Here is a 14,847-nt window from a genome sequence, read left to right on the forward strand (position 1 = left end):
ATGGTCCTGTTTCATCTACTGCGCAACCGCATCACCGAATTCGCCCGCGATGAACGCGCCAGCCTCGTCGCCGAAGCTGTTCTGATCCTGCCCGCCCTTGTGTGGTGGTACGTGGGCAGCATGGTCTTTTTCCAAGGCTATCAGGCGCGCAACGTGAACATGAAGGCCGCGTATACGATCTCGGACATGATCAGCCGTCAGAACACCCAGATCACGCCCGCGACCTTGAACGGGCTGGGCAATGTGTTCAAATATCTGGTTGCAGGCAAAGGCAACGACGGTCGCATCCGTGTGACATCGGTCCAATGCACAGCCGAATGCACGCTCGACAACCCAAGTCGCGAACTAACCCTGCTGTGGTCGCACGGCACGGGCACCTATGCCGACATGACCCAAGCCGAACTGGCCGATTACGCGAAATACATTCCCGTTATGGCCGCGCTGGATACGGTCATCATCGTCGAAACGCGTTCGGATTTTCAGACGAATTGGGACAAGGTCGGTCTGGACCTTGACCGGTTTGAAAACATCGTGGTGACGCGTCCGCGGTTTATGCCGTCGATCCCGCTGGCCGGTCAGGACGACGGCACGTCCTAATCAGGGATCAGTCGTTGGCCGCCTCATCGGCCAGCGACGCCATCAACATTTCCGACATGTATTTCGATGCGGCGGGGGCGGTGACGCCCCCGATCCCAAGACGTTTGCCGAACCGCCAATAAAGACCCGGCGCCCACAGGAACGGCTGTTTCGTTTTCAGGATCACCGAGAACCCGTTGGACGGTTTCACCGCAAAGGTACCACGATCCACCTTGGCGATGTTGTCGCGTGCCGCCAGAACCGTGCCATCGCTGGTCACCAACCCCTCATCCGTCAACAGGATCTCCATCGACGTCGCGCGGCGCATCCGTTCGCCCATCATCAACGCCCCAACCCCGATGGCCAGAACGAACACCCGCCACAGAACGCCGCTAAAGCCGTGCGTGGCCCCCAGATAGATCAACAGCGCCCCAAGACCGTAAAGGGTCACAAAGCCCGCCACACGGCGGCCTGCAGAAGCTGATACACTTGCATGGGGGGTGGACGTCATCGCGCTCTCCTTGGGTTGCAAGGCCCGTATAACGACACATGCGCGAATGTAAAACGGGGATCAGGCCCCGACGGCCTTGCGCACCATATTCCAATAGACCCGTTCAATCCGGTCCTGTGTCAGACGCCCGTCATCGCGGTACCACGTGGTCACACCGGTCAGCATCGCAATCACCGCCATCGCCGCCAGTTTCGTGTCCGCAAGGGTAAAGGCCCCGTCGTCCTTGCCCGCCTGCAGAATGTCCTCAAGGTGGGTCTCATAGGTCTTTCGCAGATCCTCGATCACCTGAAAGTTTTCGGGCGTCAGGTTGCGCAGTTCCATATAGGCGATGAACACGGCCTTGGGCCGCGCAAGGTGATAGCGGATGTGAAACCGCGTGAACGCCTCTAACGCGTCCATGGGCCCCTGCCCCTTCTCCTCGGCGCCCCACGCGGCCAGCAGGTCATCCATATGCGCCTGCATCATATCAAACAGCAGGCTCTGCTTGTCCGCCGTGTAATTATAGAGGGCACCGGCCTGCACGCCGACCTTGGCCGCGATCTGGCGCATCGACACGGCCGCATAGCCATGTTCCGCGAACAGCTCTTCGGCGGCCTGACGGATCAGGGGGCCGGTGATTTCAGAATGCGATCCGGTTTTGCGTGCCATGGGTCAGTGATAAATGAACAATCGTTCAGATCAAGCCCCCAAAACAAAAGCGCGACCCGAAGGCCGCGCTCTGATCAGGGTTGCTGGCGCTTAGGCGCGCTCGGCGTATTCCATGGTCTCAGTGTTGACGACGATGTCCTCGTCCTGACCCACAAACGGGGGCACCATGACTTTGACGCCGTTTTCAAGGATCGCAGGCTTAAAGCTGTTGGCAGCAGTCTGGCCTTTGACCACCGGCTCGGTCTCGGCGATCTTGCAGGTCACTTTCTGCGGCAGGGTCGCGTTCAGCGCCTCGGCCTCATAATATTCGATCACAACCGTCATACCGTCCTGCAGGAACGGGCGACGTTCACCAAGGATGTCGGCGGGCAGTTCGATCTGCTCATAGGTTTCGGTGTCCATGAACACCAGCATGCCGTCGCTCTCATAGAGGAACGTCTGGTCCTTTTGTTCCAGACGGACGCGCTCGACCTTGTCGGCGCTGCGGAAACGCTCGTTCAGTTTCGAACCGTTGCGCAGGTTCTTCAGTTCGACCTGCGCGAATGCGCCGCCCTTACCGGGTTTTACGTGGTCAACTTTCACAGCGGCCCACAGACCACCATTGTGTTCCAGAACGTTGCCTGGACGGATCTCGTTTCCGTTGATCTTGGGCATTTCACACCTTGTCACGCGGTTGAAGTATGGATTGGCGACCCTATATCTGTCCCACAGCCTTATGACAAGGCGGCGCAGGCAGGGGTACGATCAGAGCCATGCACAGGATGCATAGGTGCCATTCCAAAAATGGAATACCGAATCGTTACAAAACCGCCATATTCGCCAACACGCCGGAAATGCAAGAACAAGAATAAAAGGACGACGAGATGGTAGATTTCGTTGATGGCACTGCTTTTAATCACGAACAGGGCAATCGCGCTCGAAAATTGTTCGCTGCAGTGGTGCTTGCCGCATTGGATGATGCCATTGCGGACGACAAAAAATACGGAAACGGTCCTGAGCAGATCGCGCGTTGGGCGCGGTCGCGTGATGGACGCGAGGTCCTCAGCTGTGCCGGCATCGACCCCAATGAACGGGTTGTGTCGGGTCTGATGGACTTTGTGGGCAAAGGTGTTCGCACCTCGGTTGCGCTGTCGCGTGAAGAAAGCGAACGCCGTCAAGTTCAGGAACAGGCCGAAGCCGCCTGATCCGTTTCCGCGTACGAGTAAAAAAACGCGCCCTTCTGGGCGCGTTTTTTTGTGTCTCGTCAGCGGGTTGTTGGATCAGTCGAAATCGCGCGCGGCCAAGGCGCGGTTGATTTCACGACGCACCAGCTTGCGCACATTGCGCGTGATCCGCTCACCCAACTCGCCCTGCAATTCCTTGCGGACGAACTCGCTCACCAGATCGCGCAGCATCTCTTCGTCGAACACCTCGGACAGATCGTCCTCAAAGACATTGTCCTCGGTCGTCTCGGACGTGGCTTCGGCGGGCTCTTCCTCGGCCTCTTGAGCGGTATCCTCGACCACCTCTGCGGCCTCGGGTTCCGCGGCGGCTTCTGCATCAGGCTCGGGCGCAACCGCATGCTCGGGGCTCAACTCGAACGTGTCATCCTCGAACGCGGACAGGTCCATCGCTGGCGTACCCGCCTCAAGCTCGGACCCATCAGGCTCATATTCCTCATCGGATGAGGCCACAGCCGCCTCAAGCTCGGCGATACGATCCTCAAGCGTGACCTCTTCCCAGTCATCTGTCGGCGCGGCCTCGGCCTCAGCGGGCTCTTCGACCTTGCTCTCTTGGGGCTGGATGCGCAGGGCGGGCGTCAGGACAAGCTTATCCGCGCCCTCGGCCTTGGGAGTAACGGGCGGCTCCATCGGGGCGGGCGCATCATCCGCGACCAAACGGCGGATCGACGACAGCACGTCCTCAATTTCAGCATTCTTAACCGGATCCGGCATAAGCACCCTCTTGTCACACTCTAAATATAGTAGCGCGAATGCCCGCGCCCCTCAACACTCTGATAAAATCGGGATCAGTTCTGACCGATCGCCTTGAGCACGCGGTCCAATTTATCGCCCTGTGGCGACGAAATCGGCGCGTTTTTCACCGAATTATAATAGTCGGCGGGATCATAGGTCGGGATGCCAAGGTTCAGATGCTCAACCGTCAACAGGCCCATCGACGCCAGAACGGCGTAGATCGCGACGATGCGGTCGTTCTCGGCCTGAATGCGGTCGGTACGCGCGTCGAGTAGTTCCTGTTCCGCGTCCAGCACGTCCAGCGTGGTCCGCGCGCCTAAACGCGCCTCTTCCTTGGTGCCATCGAATGCCAGCTGCGCGGCGCGAATACGCTGATCGCTGGCCAGAATTTGGGCGGTGGAGACGGCCAGATCGGCCCAGCTGTTGCCGACCTCTTGTTCAACCAGACGGACACTGCGGTGCAGACCGGATTGGGACGCCTCCAGCGCGGCAAGCGCCTGACGTTCAACCGATTTCAGGGCCCCACCGGAATAGAGGGTCTGGTTCAACGTCAACCCCACCGAATTGGCGTTCACGCCACCGTCCGACGCGCTCAGGCGCGCCGTGGCCGACAAGGACGGGCCACGGGCCGCACGGGCACGCAGCAGGGTGAACTCGGACACCTTTACGCTGCGCTGTTGCGCGTCGATATCGGGATGGGTGCGCACGGCCAGCGCGCGGGCCTCATCCAAACTGTCGGGCAGATCGGGCAGACGTGCGATGCCGCTGAGGGTGCCGGGGTAGTCCCCAATCACCAGCTTGTACGCCTCACGCGCGGCGGCCAGTGCCCCCTGCCCCGCGACAAGGTTGCTCTGGGCCGTGGCCAGACGCGATTCCGCCAGCGACACGTCGGTACGGGTGACATCGCCCACCTCAAACCGGTCTTTGGCGGCGCGCAGTTGTTCAGTGATCAGACGCACGTTGCTCTGGCCAAGGGCGACGGTCTCATTCGCGCTGCGCACGGCCATATAGGCCTCAACCGCAGACAAGAGCACCTGTTGCTCAACCGAGATCAGGCTGGCGCGGGTGGATAGGACGCTTTCCTTGGCGGAATCGATGGCGATGCGGTTGGCCCCACCGTCATAGAGGTCGAGGCTGGCCTGCAACGCCACACTGGCGCTAAAGTCCGCGGCGGTGATCCCGTTGTCCGTATATCCGGCATCCGCGATGAAGGCCAAAACCGGACGCAAGGACGCCACGGCCTGCGCCACGTCTTCGTCCGCGGCGCGCAACAGCGCGCGGTTCTGTTCCAACAAATCGCTGTTGCGATATGCCAAGATAAGCGCATCTGTCAGCGTTTCCGCCCAAGATGCACCGGCCGACCCAACGGCCATCATGGCGGACATTGCCGCCCCTAGTAATTTCGCCCGCACGCCCATCGCAATCTGATCCTGCTCTATTATTTGTGCCCTTCAAGGGGCTACCAGACAGCGTGACCGTTCATTCGGTCACTGCTTAAAGTGCAAAGGCAACCTGACGTGAAAAGCCCGGCAAAACCGGAGCCGTCGCGTTAAAGGCAAAACGCCACGCGACCTCATCCCCCGATTTCACACCCAGGCGACAGATGCCCAAAGACCCTTCCATAAAGATCGCCACAATCCGACCGCCATCGCGCAGCTGATCGGTGATTGCGGCGGGAATTTCCTCAACCCCGCCCTCAATGATGATGGCGTCATAGGGGCCGTGTTTCGCCGCACCAGCGGCCAGCGCCCCCTCAATCACGGCGGCATTGTCCACGTCGTTGCCCGACAGGTTCGCCTGCGCGTCGGCTGCCATCGCGGCGTCTTCTTCGACCGCGACAACCGCATCAACCATGCGCGCAATCACTGCCGACGAATACCCAAGGCCACACCCCAGATCGAGCACAAGCTCACCGTTTTGCAGGTTCAGCGCGTCCAGCATCTTGGAGAAGGTGCGCGGCTCCAGCAGGACACGCCCCCCACCCAGATCAACACATTCCGACACATAGGCGGCCTCGGCCTGTGCTTTGGGCACGTACACTTCGCGCGGAACGCTCAGCATCGCTTCGATGATCGGGAATTTGGTCACGTCCGACGGACGAACCTGGGAATCCACCATGACGCGGCGGCGCGTGGAAAAATCAGTCATGGACTAAACTCTTCGGTCTAGTTGAAGTTCCTGCTGTTTTGCCACAGTTTTCCCAGCCCGGCAACACGAGACGACCCTTTGGTCGTATTGATCGCATCAATGTTCCCAACATCGCACAGGCCCAATGCACAAAATGGGCAAATTCATGTGACAAACTGGGCTGGACAAGCATTTCAAAACCGGCAATAAGAGCGCCGAACGCCGCGACGGTCTCCGCCGCACGTTCCGCCGGGGCACCGCCCCACACCACAAGAGGCGAGTTGGCGGAGTGGTGACGCAGCGGATTGCAAATCCGTGTACACCGGTTCGATTCCGGTACTCGCCTCCACTGTTTCCAATGACTTCTATGCGCGTGCCGAGAGTGTTTTTGAAAGACCAGACAGATGTCTACGACTCTGCCTTTGCCTCTTCGCCGCATCGGTCGTTTCCGCGTGATCACCTGGCACCTTTGTCTGAAGAGACATATACTCGTCGTTCACGGCGCAAGGCCCATGGGATGCCGATATCTAGGAGGAGTGTTACAATGATTTTCGTTCGGCTTGGCAGGGTGCTCGCTTGGGCGCTTTTACTCATAGGCGCAATGCGGGTTGGTGTGGGCTTGTTCGTGGCAACTGCCTTTTCCGACCCCGCAGCCTATGCAGCAGCGACCCGGCGGTACATTGGGTCCGGCACAACGGGTGACGCGATTGATCAAGGCCTTGTAGTGTTTGCTGCGGGCATCGTGGTTGGCCTTCTGACCCATATCGCAGCTAAGAAAGAGGCCTCCTGACGCCCTGTCGCGGCTCCACCAGTCACGGCGGTAAGGTCGCTACACGCGAGAAAACGCACATTTTTTAATCGCACCCGCTGAAAAACGGCCTCGCCACATGGAGGATCGTCTTTGCTCCAAGAAAAAACTGGACCTTTTGGTCAAAAATTTTCATGCTGAGGGTGTAACCACAGGGAAATGCGCCATGGCTAACGAGCTGACCACACATTTTACGGGGCTGGAATTTGTAAACCCGTTCGTTCTCGCATCCGCTCCTCCGACGGAAAGCAAGGCAAAGATTCTAAGGGCTTTTGATGCGGGTTGGGGCGGTGTCGTCACCAAAACCATCGGCCTGCATCCGGTGGAAAACGTGGCCGGCCCCAAGACGATCTATCAACGCACAAGCGAGAGCAAACCCTATGTCTCGCGGATGAAACGGCCCGATACGGTGTCGCATTCGTCGTGGAACTGGGAACTGATCTCGGATCAGCCGCTGGACCTGTGGCTGCCGGATCTGGAAGAGATCAAAACGACCTATCCTGACCGTATGGTCATTGCCTCGATCATGGCGGGCGCGGGCAGCCAAGAGGAAATGGAGAACTGGCAAAAGCTGGCCAAGGCGGTGGTCAATGTCGGCTGTGACGCGATCGAACTGAACCTGTCCTGCCCGCACATGGACCGCAAGGACATGGGCGCGAACGTCGCCAATGATGAGGAAATCATCACCGCCATCCTGAACGCGGTGACCAGTGTGGTGGACGTGCCGATCTGGGTAAAACTGACCCCTGCGAACTCGTCCCTGCTGGACGGGGCGGCGGCGGCCTATGCGGCGGGGGCTGCGTCGATTTCTCTGTGCAACACCTTCCCGTCCCTGCCCCTGATGGACCCCGAAACCATGAAGTTCGAGGTTGAGGTGGACGGCCTGGTGTCGTCCGGCGGGCTGGGCGGCTTGGCCATTCTACATCAGGCCCTGCAACGGGTGAACGATATTTCCCGCGCCTTCCCTGACAAATCGATTTCGGGCATCGGCGGGATCAAGGGCTTTCGCGAGGCGTTCAACTTTATCGTCCATGGCGCGGGCAACCTGCAGGTCTGTACCGCCGCGATGGAAGAAAAAGGCAGCGGCGGCGTTGGCGTTAAATTGATCCAGGAACTCAAGGACGATCTGCTGGAGTATATGCAGCACAAGGGCCATGCCTCGATTGAGGACTTCCGCGGCGTTGCGCGCGACCGCGTGGTTGAGCATTCCAAGATCCGCCGCAAAAGCGAAGATTATAACGGTGGTTACGCCAAATCGGCGTAACCGACCCACGGGTTCCCTCCCCCTCTCGCCCCTATCAAGGCTGATCGTGCTTTGAGATGGGGCGAGTTCCTTCCCCAAAATCCGAACACCTCGTGACGCGGCGCATCGGCTTGCGACCCATTTAGGACACTTGACCTACAAGCTCATTTAGGATTATTGTCCTAAAAAGTGATCAACGCCTGAGTCTTCCATGTCCGCCACCCGCGACCGTATTGTTTCCGCCGCTGACCAGCTGTTCTATGAACGCGGGTTTGAGGCGACGTCCTTTGCCGATGTCGCCGGTGTCGTCGGGATTTCGCGCGGTAACTTTTATTATCATTTCAAGACCAAGGATCAGATCCTTGACGCCGTGATCGAAAAGCGGATCGCGGATCGGGATGCGATGTTGGACGGCTGGGTGCAGGCGGGTCAGTCCCCCCGCGCCTGTATCGCTAGCTTTATCCGCATCCTGTTGATGAACAACAAAAAAATCCGCGCCTATGGCTGTCCGGTTGGTACGCTGTTTTCCGAACTGGCCAAGTTGAACCATCCTGGCGGGGACGGTGCGCGGGCGCTGTTTGATCTGTTTCGCGTCTGGCTGCGCCGCCGATTTGAGGACATGGGCCGCACCGAGGACGCAGATGCGCTGGCCATGCATATTCTGGCCCGCAGTCAGGGCGTGGCGACATTGGCCAACGCCTATCCCGACGAACAGTTTCTGGAATCCGAGGTCGAGCAGATGCTGGCATGGCTTGACGCAATCGCCACCCAAACCCAATCGTAAGGACCCCCATGTATATCGTCACCCTGTCCCTGACCGAGCAGAAATCCAAAGCCCCCGAGTTCATGGCCGCCCATAACGCGTGGATCGCCAAAGGGTTTGAGGACGGCGTATTCGCCCTTGTCGGCGGGTTGAAACCCCAAGGCGGCGGTGCAATTGTCACGACCGATGTGGACCGCGCGACGATTGAAGCGCGGATCGCCGAAGACCCCTTCGTGGTTGAGGGCATCGTCACCGCCGATATCCAAGAGGTCGCACCGGCCCGCACCGACGCGCGTCTGGACTTTTTGAAAGGCGCGGCGGCATGAGCACCCTGCCCGGCCCCGACGGCAAAGAACGCTGCAAATGGTGCGCAGGCGCGCCCGAATTCCTGCCCTATCACGACCGCGAATGGGGCTTTCCCGTGGCCGATGATATCCGCCTGTTTGAAAAGCTGTGTCTGGAGAGTTTCCAGAGCGGCCTTAGCTGGCGCACGATCCTGAACAAGCGCGAGGCGTTTCGCGCGGCCTTTGACGGGTTCGATTTCCACAAGGTCGCGACCTATGGGGACGCGGATGTCGAGCGGCTGTTGAACGACGCGGGCATCGTGCGTCACAAGGGCAAGATCACCTCGGTCATCAATAACGCTGCCCACGCGGTTGAAATGGTCGCGACCGAGGGATCGCTAGCCGCGTTCTTTTGGCGCTATGAAGAGGCGTTCGATCCCACCAAGACACCCCAAACCCGCACGACCAGCGACATGGCCATCGCCCTGTCCAAAGAGCTGAAGAAACGCGGGTGGAAATTCCTTGGACCGACAACCGTGTTCGCCTTCATGCAGGCGATGGGCCTCTTGAACGATCACAGCACCGGATGCGTCATCCGCGCGGATGTGGACGCGGCGCGCAAGACCTTTGCCAAGCCGGTCTAGCCCCCCGAATTGACAGAGCGGCCCTGTAAATCAAGGGCCGTTCCCCCCATTTCCGGCCTGAAAATCGCAGATAACCCTATACAGACGCCGCACAAGCGTTTATGAGCCGTGGCTTGCCGCGCCATTAGGCGATGCCCAACGCGCCACAGGCGCCCAATACAGTCCAGACAGAACGCACATATGATCCAGGCCCTCGCCAACGCGCTGACCGAGCGCGGCTATGACAAATTGACCGCCGTCCAAGAGGCCGTCACCAACCCCGACCTGCAAGAGGCCGATCTGTTGGTGTCTGCGCAAACCGGATCGGGGAAAACGGTGGGCTTTGGCCTTGCGATTGCGCCGACGTTGCTGGGCGATGCGGAAACGCTGGGCCGTGCGGGCTCGCCTCTGGCCCTGATCGTGGCCCCGACGCGCGAATTGGCGTTTCAGGTGATGCGCGAACTGAGCTGGCTGTACAAAGAGGCGGGCGCGCGGGTTGCGACCTGTATCGGCGGGATGGACGCGCGGGATGAACGCCGTTCGCTGGAACGTGGCGCGCATATCGTTGTGGGCACGCCGGGCCGTCTGGTCGATCACATCCAACGCGGCGCGCTGGACCTTAGCGACATCCGCGCCATCGTTCTGGACGAAGCGGACGAGATGCTGGACCTCGGGTTCCGCGAAGATCTGGAATTCATGCTGGCCAAAGCCCCCGAGGGCCGCCGCACCCTGCTGTTTTCGGCCACCGTGCCGCCGATGATTGCCAAGCTGGCCGAACAGTTCCAACGCGACGCCGTACGCGTCACCACCCTGAACGACAGCAAACAGCACGCCGACATCACCTATCAGGCGCTGCAAGTGGCCCAGCAGGACGCCGAGAACGCGATCATCAACGTTCTGCGGTTCCATGACGCCGAAAACGCCATCATCTTTGCCAATACCCGTGCCATGGTCGCGCGTCTCAGTGCGCGTTTGACCAACCGTGGGTTTTCCGTTGTGACCCTGTCGGGCGAGCTCAGCCAGAACGAACGTTCGCACGCGCTACAGGCGATGCGCGACGGGCGCGCGCGGGTCTGTGTGGCGACCGATGTGGCCGCGCGCGGGATCGACCTGCCGAAACTGGAACTGGTTGTGCATGCGGAATTGCCGTCGAACTCGGAAACCCTGTTGCACCGTTCGGGCCGTACCGGTCGCGCGGGGCGCAAAGGCGTGTCCGCCCTGATCGTGCCGCCGCGCTCAACCAAAAAGGCGGAGCGCCTGTTGAAATTCGCCAAGATCAAGGCCGAATGGACCGCCGCCCCGTCCGCCGACGAAATCCTGCGCATGGACGAAGAGCGTCTGTTGAACGATCCCGTCTGGGACACCGAACCGACCGAGGATCAGGCCGCATTCGCCGCGCGCCTTCTGGAGATGCACGGCCCTGAAAAGCTGGCCACGGCGTTCATGGCGCTGCACCGCGCGCGCCTGTCCGCGCCCGAAGACCTGTCGCCGCCCAACGCCCGCCCCGAGCGGGAAGAGCGCAAACCCTTTGGCCCCAGCGTCTGGGTCGCCCTGTCGGTCGGCCGCAATGATCGGGCCGAGCCGCGCTGGCTCTTGCCGCTGCTGTGTCGTGCGGGCAACCTGAACAAGGACGACATCGGCGCGATCCGCGTGCAGGACAAAGAGAGCTTTGTGCAGATTGCGGAAACCGCTCTGGACGGGTTCATGGGCACGATTGGCGCGGATATGGCGCTTGAGGATGGGGTTACCGTCCGCCAACTGGACCCGTCTGAGGACATCAGCGCCCTGACCCGCAAACCAAGCGGCCCGCCGCGCCGCGACTTTGACCGTCGCGACGGCGATCGTCGCGAAGGCGGCTATCGTGGCAAACCGCGCGATCACGACGGCTATACCGGCGCGCGCCCGCGTGGCCCGAAACCCGACGGCCCCAAGCCCTATAAATCCAAACCGCGCGACAAGATGGCCGAGGCCGTCGCGGATGGATCGGTCACGTCCTATCGCGGTGACAAGGGCGGCAAACCGGCCTCCAAAGGCAAACCGCCCTACAAGGCGAAATCGTTCGGCGGGTCGGATGACAAACCCCGCAACAAACCGGCGGGCAAGTTCGATGACAAACCCCGTGGCAAACCGGCGGGCAAATTCGGCGACAAACCACGCGGCAAACCCGCAGGCAAGTTTGACGATAAACCGCGCGGCAAACCCACAGGTAAGTTCGACGACAAACCGCGCGGCAAACCTGCTGGTAAGTTTGACGACAAACCGCGAGGCAAGTTCGGCCCCAAGTCGGGCCCGAAATCCGATGCGCCCAAACCTCCGCGCGACAAAAAACCCGCCGGTCCCAAGGCGTCGGACACCTCCAAACGCTTTAACCCCAAGGGCAAACCGACCAAACCGCGCAAAGGGTTTGGCGGCGGTGAACCGCCCCGCCGCGGCTAAGCCACGGGTTATATACATCTAAAAATCTTGCACTGCGGGCGACGGAACTTCCTTCCGCGCCCGCAAACCGCATCGACGGCATCCACCTGATTTCACCTACGGACAGGCTGTGCTAGTCTGCGCGCAACACAAGGGAGGCCGCACATGAAACGTTCGCGCATCAATCAGATCATGGCCGAAGCCGATGAGATGATCCGCCACTATGGCTTTACCCTGCCGCCCTTTGCCTATTGGACGCCCGAGGAATTCAAGGCCCGCGCGGGTGCTGCACGCCATGTGATCGACGCGCGCTGTGGCTGGGACATCACCGATTACGGCGCGGGACGCTATGACGAGATGGGCCTGTTTCTGTTCACCCTGCGCAACGGGGTTCTGGGCGATCTCCAGCGCGGTGGTGGCATGTGTTATGCCGAAAAGCTGTTGATCTCGAAACAGGATCAGCTGTCACCGATGCACACCCACGTCATCAAGGCCGAGGACATCATCAACCGCGGCGGCGCGACCTTGCTCATTGAACTGTTCGGATCGGATGATCAGGGTCGGTTCGCCGAAGATCGCGGCGGCAGCATCATGTGCGACGGCATCCGCCGAGACTATAGCCCGGGCGAAAAAATCGGCCTCGCCCCGGGGGAAAGCATCACCCTGATGCCTGGCGACTGGCACGCGTTCTGGGGCGAAGGTGGCGACGTCTTGGTGGGCGAGGTGTCGACCGTCAACGACGACGAAACCGATAACATTTTTCGCGAACCCATCGGCCGCTTTGCCGAGATCGACGAGGATGAGGCACCGACGCACCTGTTGGTCAGCGACTATCGGCGTTGGCTTGGCTGATCCGCCACCAAGGCAAAGCGTTTACTGTCCGTCCTCATCCAATCGCGCCTCGAACCAATCAAGGATGCGCGGTGCCCAATCGCTGGGTGAGCCATGGCCGCCCGGATGCATCATCAGGTCAATCCGGCCCGCATCGCAATCTTCCCAGTGTTTGAACCACCGCTCACCCTCAACGACTGAGCGGGTCGGCTGACGCGAGGTGCATCCGTTGGTCTCGCGCAGGATTTTCAGGCTGGCCCAGACATCACCCTGATGCACGGTCCCTTCACGCAGGGGACGCCCCTCAAGCGGGACCGTCCGATCATTCCAGCCATGGGTGTGGAACAGATCGACCGGCGCGACACAGCTCTCGGGCAGGTCGTCCCAGAACGCCCCCGCCGAGGGCGCATAGGCCCGCGCCATGTCCGGCGCGTGGCACGCCACATCCCAAACCATAGACCCGCCGCGCGAAAAACCCGCCAACAGCATCTTGGACCGGTCCGCGCCGGTCTTGGCCGCGACATCATTCAGAACATCGTTCAAAAACACCGTGTCATCCGTTTGAAACGTGGTGTTCTTGGCCCGCACCGACCAGTTGTTGGGAAACCGGTTGCCGGGGTGAATGCCGTTCGGGGCGATGAAGACAAAACCACGCTCGACCGACCGGCGCGCCAGATTGGTGCGCAACAATCCCTGCCCGCGCCCACCGCCGCCATGCAACAGCATCACTGCGCCGCGCGGCTCGCCCTCGGGCAGGATCAGGTGGTAAGTGCCGGTTTCAACCACACAGGGATTTTCCGCGTCCCCACAGGATTGCGCCTGCGCCGTTCCGGCCCAAGCAGTGAGAACAAGCGCTGTGGCAAGAGCGTGGGCCGTTTTGAACATATGTGTTGCCTTGGTTTACCCTGAGTTGATGTGGCAAAGCCTACATCACCCCCAACACCGCGCAACTTACGCCTAGTAAACTCTTTGCTAGTCCTGCAACCGCATCGCCGCACACGAAAATGCCACCGCCCAGTCAGCAACCTATTGAAAACAAAGCGCGCGACATGCGGCGGCCGACCGGTTCGTCACTCCGGCGGGTTAAATTCCACCGGCGTAATGCACCAGACGGACCCTGAGATCCAAGCGACCACATATCTCCAACGCGCGCTCGATCGCTTGTTCGATCCAAATCGTCCGGTTCCCAAAAGCCCCTCCGCCGAGCATCGTCAGAAAGCAGTTTGGGTTTGCGGTGTGGCGGGCGTTCATAGCGGCGGCGATCAGCGTGGCCTCATAGCTTGCCTCAAGGACCAGACGCGCCAAGGGTTCCCACAGATCCGGATCCAGACCGGAATAGGACACGGGCACAGCCGAGCAAAAGACCTGTGTCAGCCTGTGTTGCGTCGGGCAGTCGATTTCGACACCGACCTGCATGCCAACGGATAGTTCGCCCCTAAGCTTGTCCAAGCCTTCCTCAGACATCCCCTCAAGGAGGTCTTTGATCAGGCGGAGTTCTTTCTCGGAGGGAAGGAGGTAGCCATTCTTCATCCTCCAAGGCGCCGATCCCGGGTATTTCATTGCCCCGCTGATGAGGGCCCCGAGACAGGCTGCGCCGTCGAGCTGGTGTTTGCGCGTCTGGCCGGTCCGCTGCCCCATTGGGATCAGGTAGTTCCGCCAGATGGTGCCGGCGCCGGCGGCAATCGCGCATACCGGTCCCTGCGTGCGGTCATAGGCGTACTGCGTCACGCCATGTTCCGGTGTGATGTCCGGCCCCAGCATCTCAAGGCAATTGAACTGGGATGCGACCTGCATGGTGGACCCTGCGTTGTCGTGGTCCCTATGCAACGCCCCGCTCTCTCCGGCGATATCCCCGAAATCGATCTGTCCGGTCGACAGGTCGCCCAAGCGTTTGCGCAGGTTAAAGAGCGGCACCATCCGAAATTGCCCGACATGCCCGATCCGCTTTCCTTCAGAGGAATAGAGCACACTCCCCTGAAGCTTGAGGCGCCGCTGGGTCTCTGCGTACCCAGCCTCGTCAAAGCCAGTGAGCTTGAGAAACCATTCGGGATCACTCATGTGAA

Annotated in this window: 16 protein-coding genes and 1 tRNA gene; 9 read left to right on the forward strand and 8 right to left on the reverse strand. The window is 60.5% G+C overall.

Annotated features, from left to right (window positions below):
• A complete protein-coding gene (locus tag R1W00_RS09775) occupies positions 1-597 on the forward strand; it encodes a hypothetical protein (RefSeq protein WP_317262554.1) in 597 nt (198 codons plus the stop codon).
• Between the two features lie 7 nt (positions 598-604).
• Here R1W00_RS09775 and R1W00_RS09780 read toward each other — a convergent pair whose 3' ends face one another.
• The 3 genes from R1W00_RS09780 to efp all read right to left on the reverse strand — a co-directional run bounded on the left by R1W00_RS09780 (position 605) and on the right by efp (position 2,389).
• Positions 605-1,087 (reverse strand): hypothetical protein, encoded by a 483-nt coding sequence (locus tag R1W00_RS09780; protein WP_317262555.1) that lies wholly within the window; start codon positions 1,085-1,087, stop codon positions 605-607.
• A gap of 60 nt (positions 1,088-1,147) precedes the next feature.
• Positions 1,148-1,735, reverse strand: a complete 588-nt coding sequence (locus R1W00_RS09785; protein WP_317262556.1) for a TetR/AcrR family transcriptional regulator — start codon at positions 1,733-1,735, stop codon at positions 1,148-1,150.
• Between the two features lie 90 nt (positions 1,736-1,825).
• Positions 1,826-2,389: an elongation factor P gene (gene efp / locus R1W00_RS09790; protein ID WP_317262557.1), complete on the reverse strand. Its 564-nt coding sequence runs from the start codon at positions 2,387-2,389 to the stop codon at positions 1,826-1,828.
• A 209-nt stretch (positions 2,390-2,598) separates the two neighbouring features.
• On the opposite strand from efp, the gene R1W00_RS09795 reads away from it, so the two are divergent.
• Positions 2,599-2,919, forward strand: a complete 321-nt coding sequence (locus R1W00_RS09795; protein WP_317262558.1) for a DUF6280 family protein — start codon at positions 2,599-2,601, stop codon at positions 2,917-2,919.
• 75 nt (positions 2,920-2,994) lie between these two features.
• On the opposite strand, the gene R1W00_RS09800 is transcribed toward R1W00_RS09795, so the two are convergent.
• The 3 genes from R1W00_RS09800 to R1W00_RS09810 all read right to left on the reverse strand — a co-directional run bounded on the left by R1W00_RS09800 (position 2,995) and on the right by R1W00_RS09810 (position 5,838).
• Positions 2,995-3,669 (reverse strand): hypothetical protein, encoded by a 675-nt coding sequence (locus R1W00_RS09800; protein WP_317262559.1) that lies wholly within the window; start codon positions 3,667-3,669, stop codon positions 2,995-2,997.
• A 74-nt stretch (positions 3,670-3,743) separates the two neighbouring features.
• Positions 3,744-5,075, reverse strand: coding sequence for a TolC family outer membrane protein (locus tag R1W00_RS09805; RefSeq protein WP_317262560.1), 1,332 nt, complete (start codon positions 5,073-5,075; stop codon positions 3,744-3,746).
• 109 nt (positions 5,076-5,184) lie between these two features.
• Positions 5,185-5,838 carry a protein-L-isoaspartate O-methyltransferase gene (locus R1W00_RS09810; protein WP_317262561.1) on the reverse strand — a complete coding sequence of 218 codons (654 nt, stop codon included), beginning with the start codon at positions 5,836-5,838 and terminating at the stop codon, positions 5,185-5,187.
• A 254-nt stretch (positions 5,839-6,092) separates the two neighbouring features.
• Here R1W00_RS09810 and R1W00_RS09815 point away from each other — a divergent pair.
• The 7 genes from R1W00_RS09815 to R1W00_RS09845 all read left to right on the forward strand — a co-directional run bounded on the left by R1W00_RS09815 (position 6,093) and on the right by R1W00_RS09845 (position 12,805).
• Positions 6,093-6,166 (forward strand) — tRNA-Cys (locus R1W00_RS09815).
• Between the two features lie 625 nt (positions 6,167-6,791).
• Positions 6,792-7,889 carry a tRNA-dihydrouridine synthase gene (locus tag R1W00_RS09820; RefSeq protein ID WP_317262562.1) on the forward strand — a complete coding sequence of 366 codons (1,098 nt, stop codon included), beginning with the start codon at positions 6,792-6,794 and terminating at the stop codon, positions 7,887-7,889.
• Positions 7,890-8,079: 190 nt separating this feature from the next.
• Positions 8,080-8,652, forward strand: a complete 573-nt coding sequence (locus tag R1W00_RS09825) for a TetR/AcrR family transcriptional regulator (protein ID WP_317262563.1) — start codon at positions 8,080-8,082, stop codon at positions 8,650-8,652.
• A gap of 8 nt (positions 8,653-8,660) precedes the next feature.
• Positions 8,661-8,957, forward strand: a complete 297-nt coding sequence (locus R1W00_RS09830; RefSeq protein WP_317262564.1) for a hypothetical protein — start codon at positions 8,661-8,663, stop codon at positions 8,955-8,957.
• Positions 8,954-9,559 carry a DNA-3-methyladenine glycosylase I gene (locus R1W00_RS09835; protein WP_317262565.1) on the forward strand — a complete coding sequence of 202 codons (606 nt, stop codon included), beginning with the start codon at positions 8,954-8,956 and terminating at the stop codon, positions 9,557-9,559. The genes R1W00_RS09830 and R1W00_RS09835 overlap by 4 nt, the downstream gene beginning before the upstream one ends.
• A 180-nt stretch (positions 9,560-9,739) precedes the next feature.
• On the forward strand, positions 9,740-11,974 hold the full coding sequence (locus tag R1W00_RS09840; RefSeq protein WP_317262566.1) for a DEAD/DEAH box helicase: 2,235 nt from the start codon (positions 9,740-9,742) through the stop codon (positions 11,972-11,974).
• 144 nt (positions 11,975-12,118) lie between these two features.
• Positions 12,119-12,805: a D-lyxose/D-mannose family sugar isomerase gene (locus R1W00_RS09845; protein ID WP_317262567.1), complete on the forward strand. Its 687-nt coding sequence runs from the start codon at positions 12,119-12,121 to the stop codon at positions 12,803-12,805.
• 21 nt (positions 12,806-12,826) lie between these two features.
• Here the strand turns inward: R1W00_RS09845 and R1W00_RS09850 are convergent, their stop codons facing one another.
• Together R1W00_RS09850 and R1W00_RS09855 are read right to left on the reverse strand one after the other, a co-directional pair.
• Positions 12,827-13,669 carry a polyhydroxybutyrate depolymerase gene (locus R1W00_RS09850; protein WP_317262568.1) on the reverse strand — a complete coding sequence of 281 codons (843 nt, stop codon included), beginning with the start codon at positions 13,667-13,669 and terminating at the stop codon, positions 12,827-12,829.
• A 198-nt stretch (positions 13,670-13,867) separates the two neighbouring features.
• Complete coding sequence (locus R1W00_RS09855) at positions 13,868-14,842, reverse strand: hypothetical protein (RefSeq protein WP_317262569.1); 975 nt, start codon at positions 14,840-14,842, stop codon at positions 13,868-13,870.
• Positions 14,843-14,847: the final 5 nt, after the last annotated feature.

The sequence above is a fragment of the Rhodovulum sp. FJ3 genome (assembly GCF_032918305.1).
Lineage (GTDB): Bacteria > Pseudomonadota > Alphaproteobacteria > Rhodobacterales > Rhodobacteraceae > SAT37.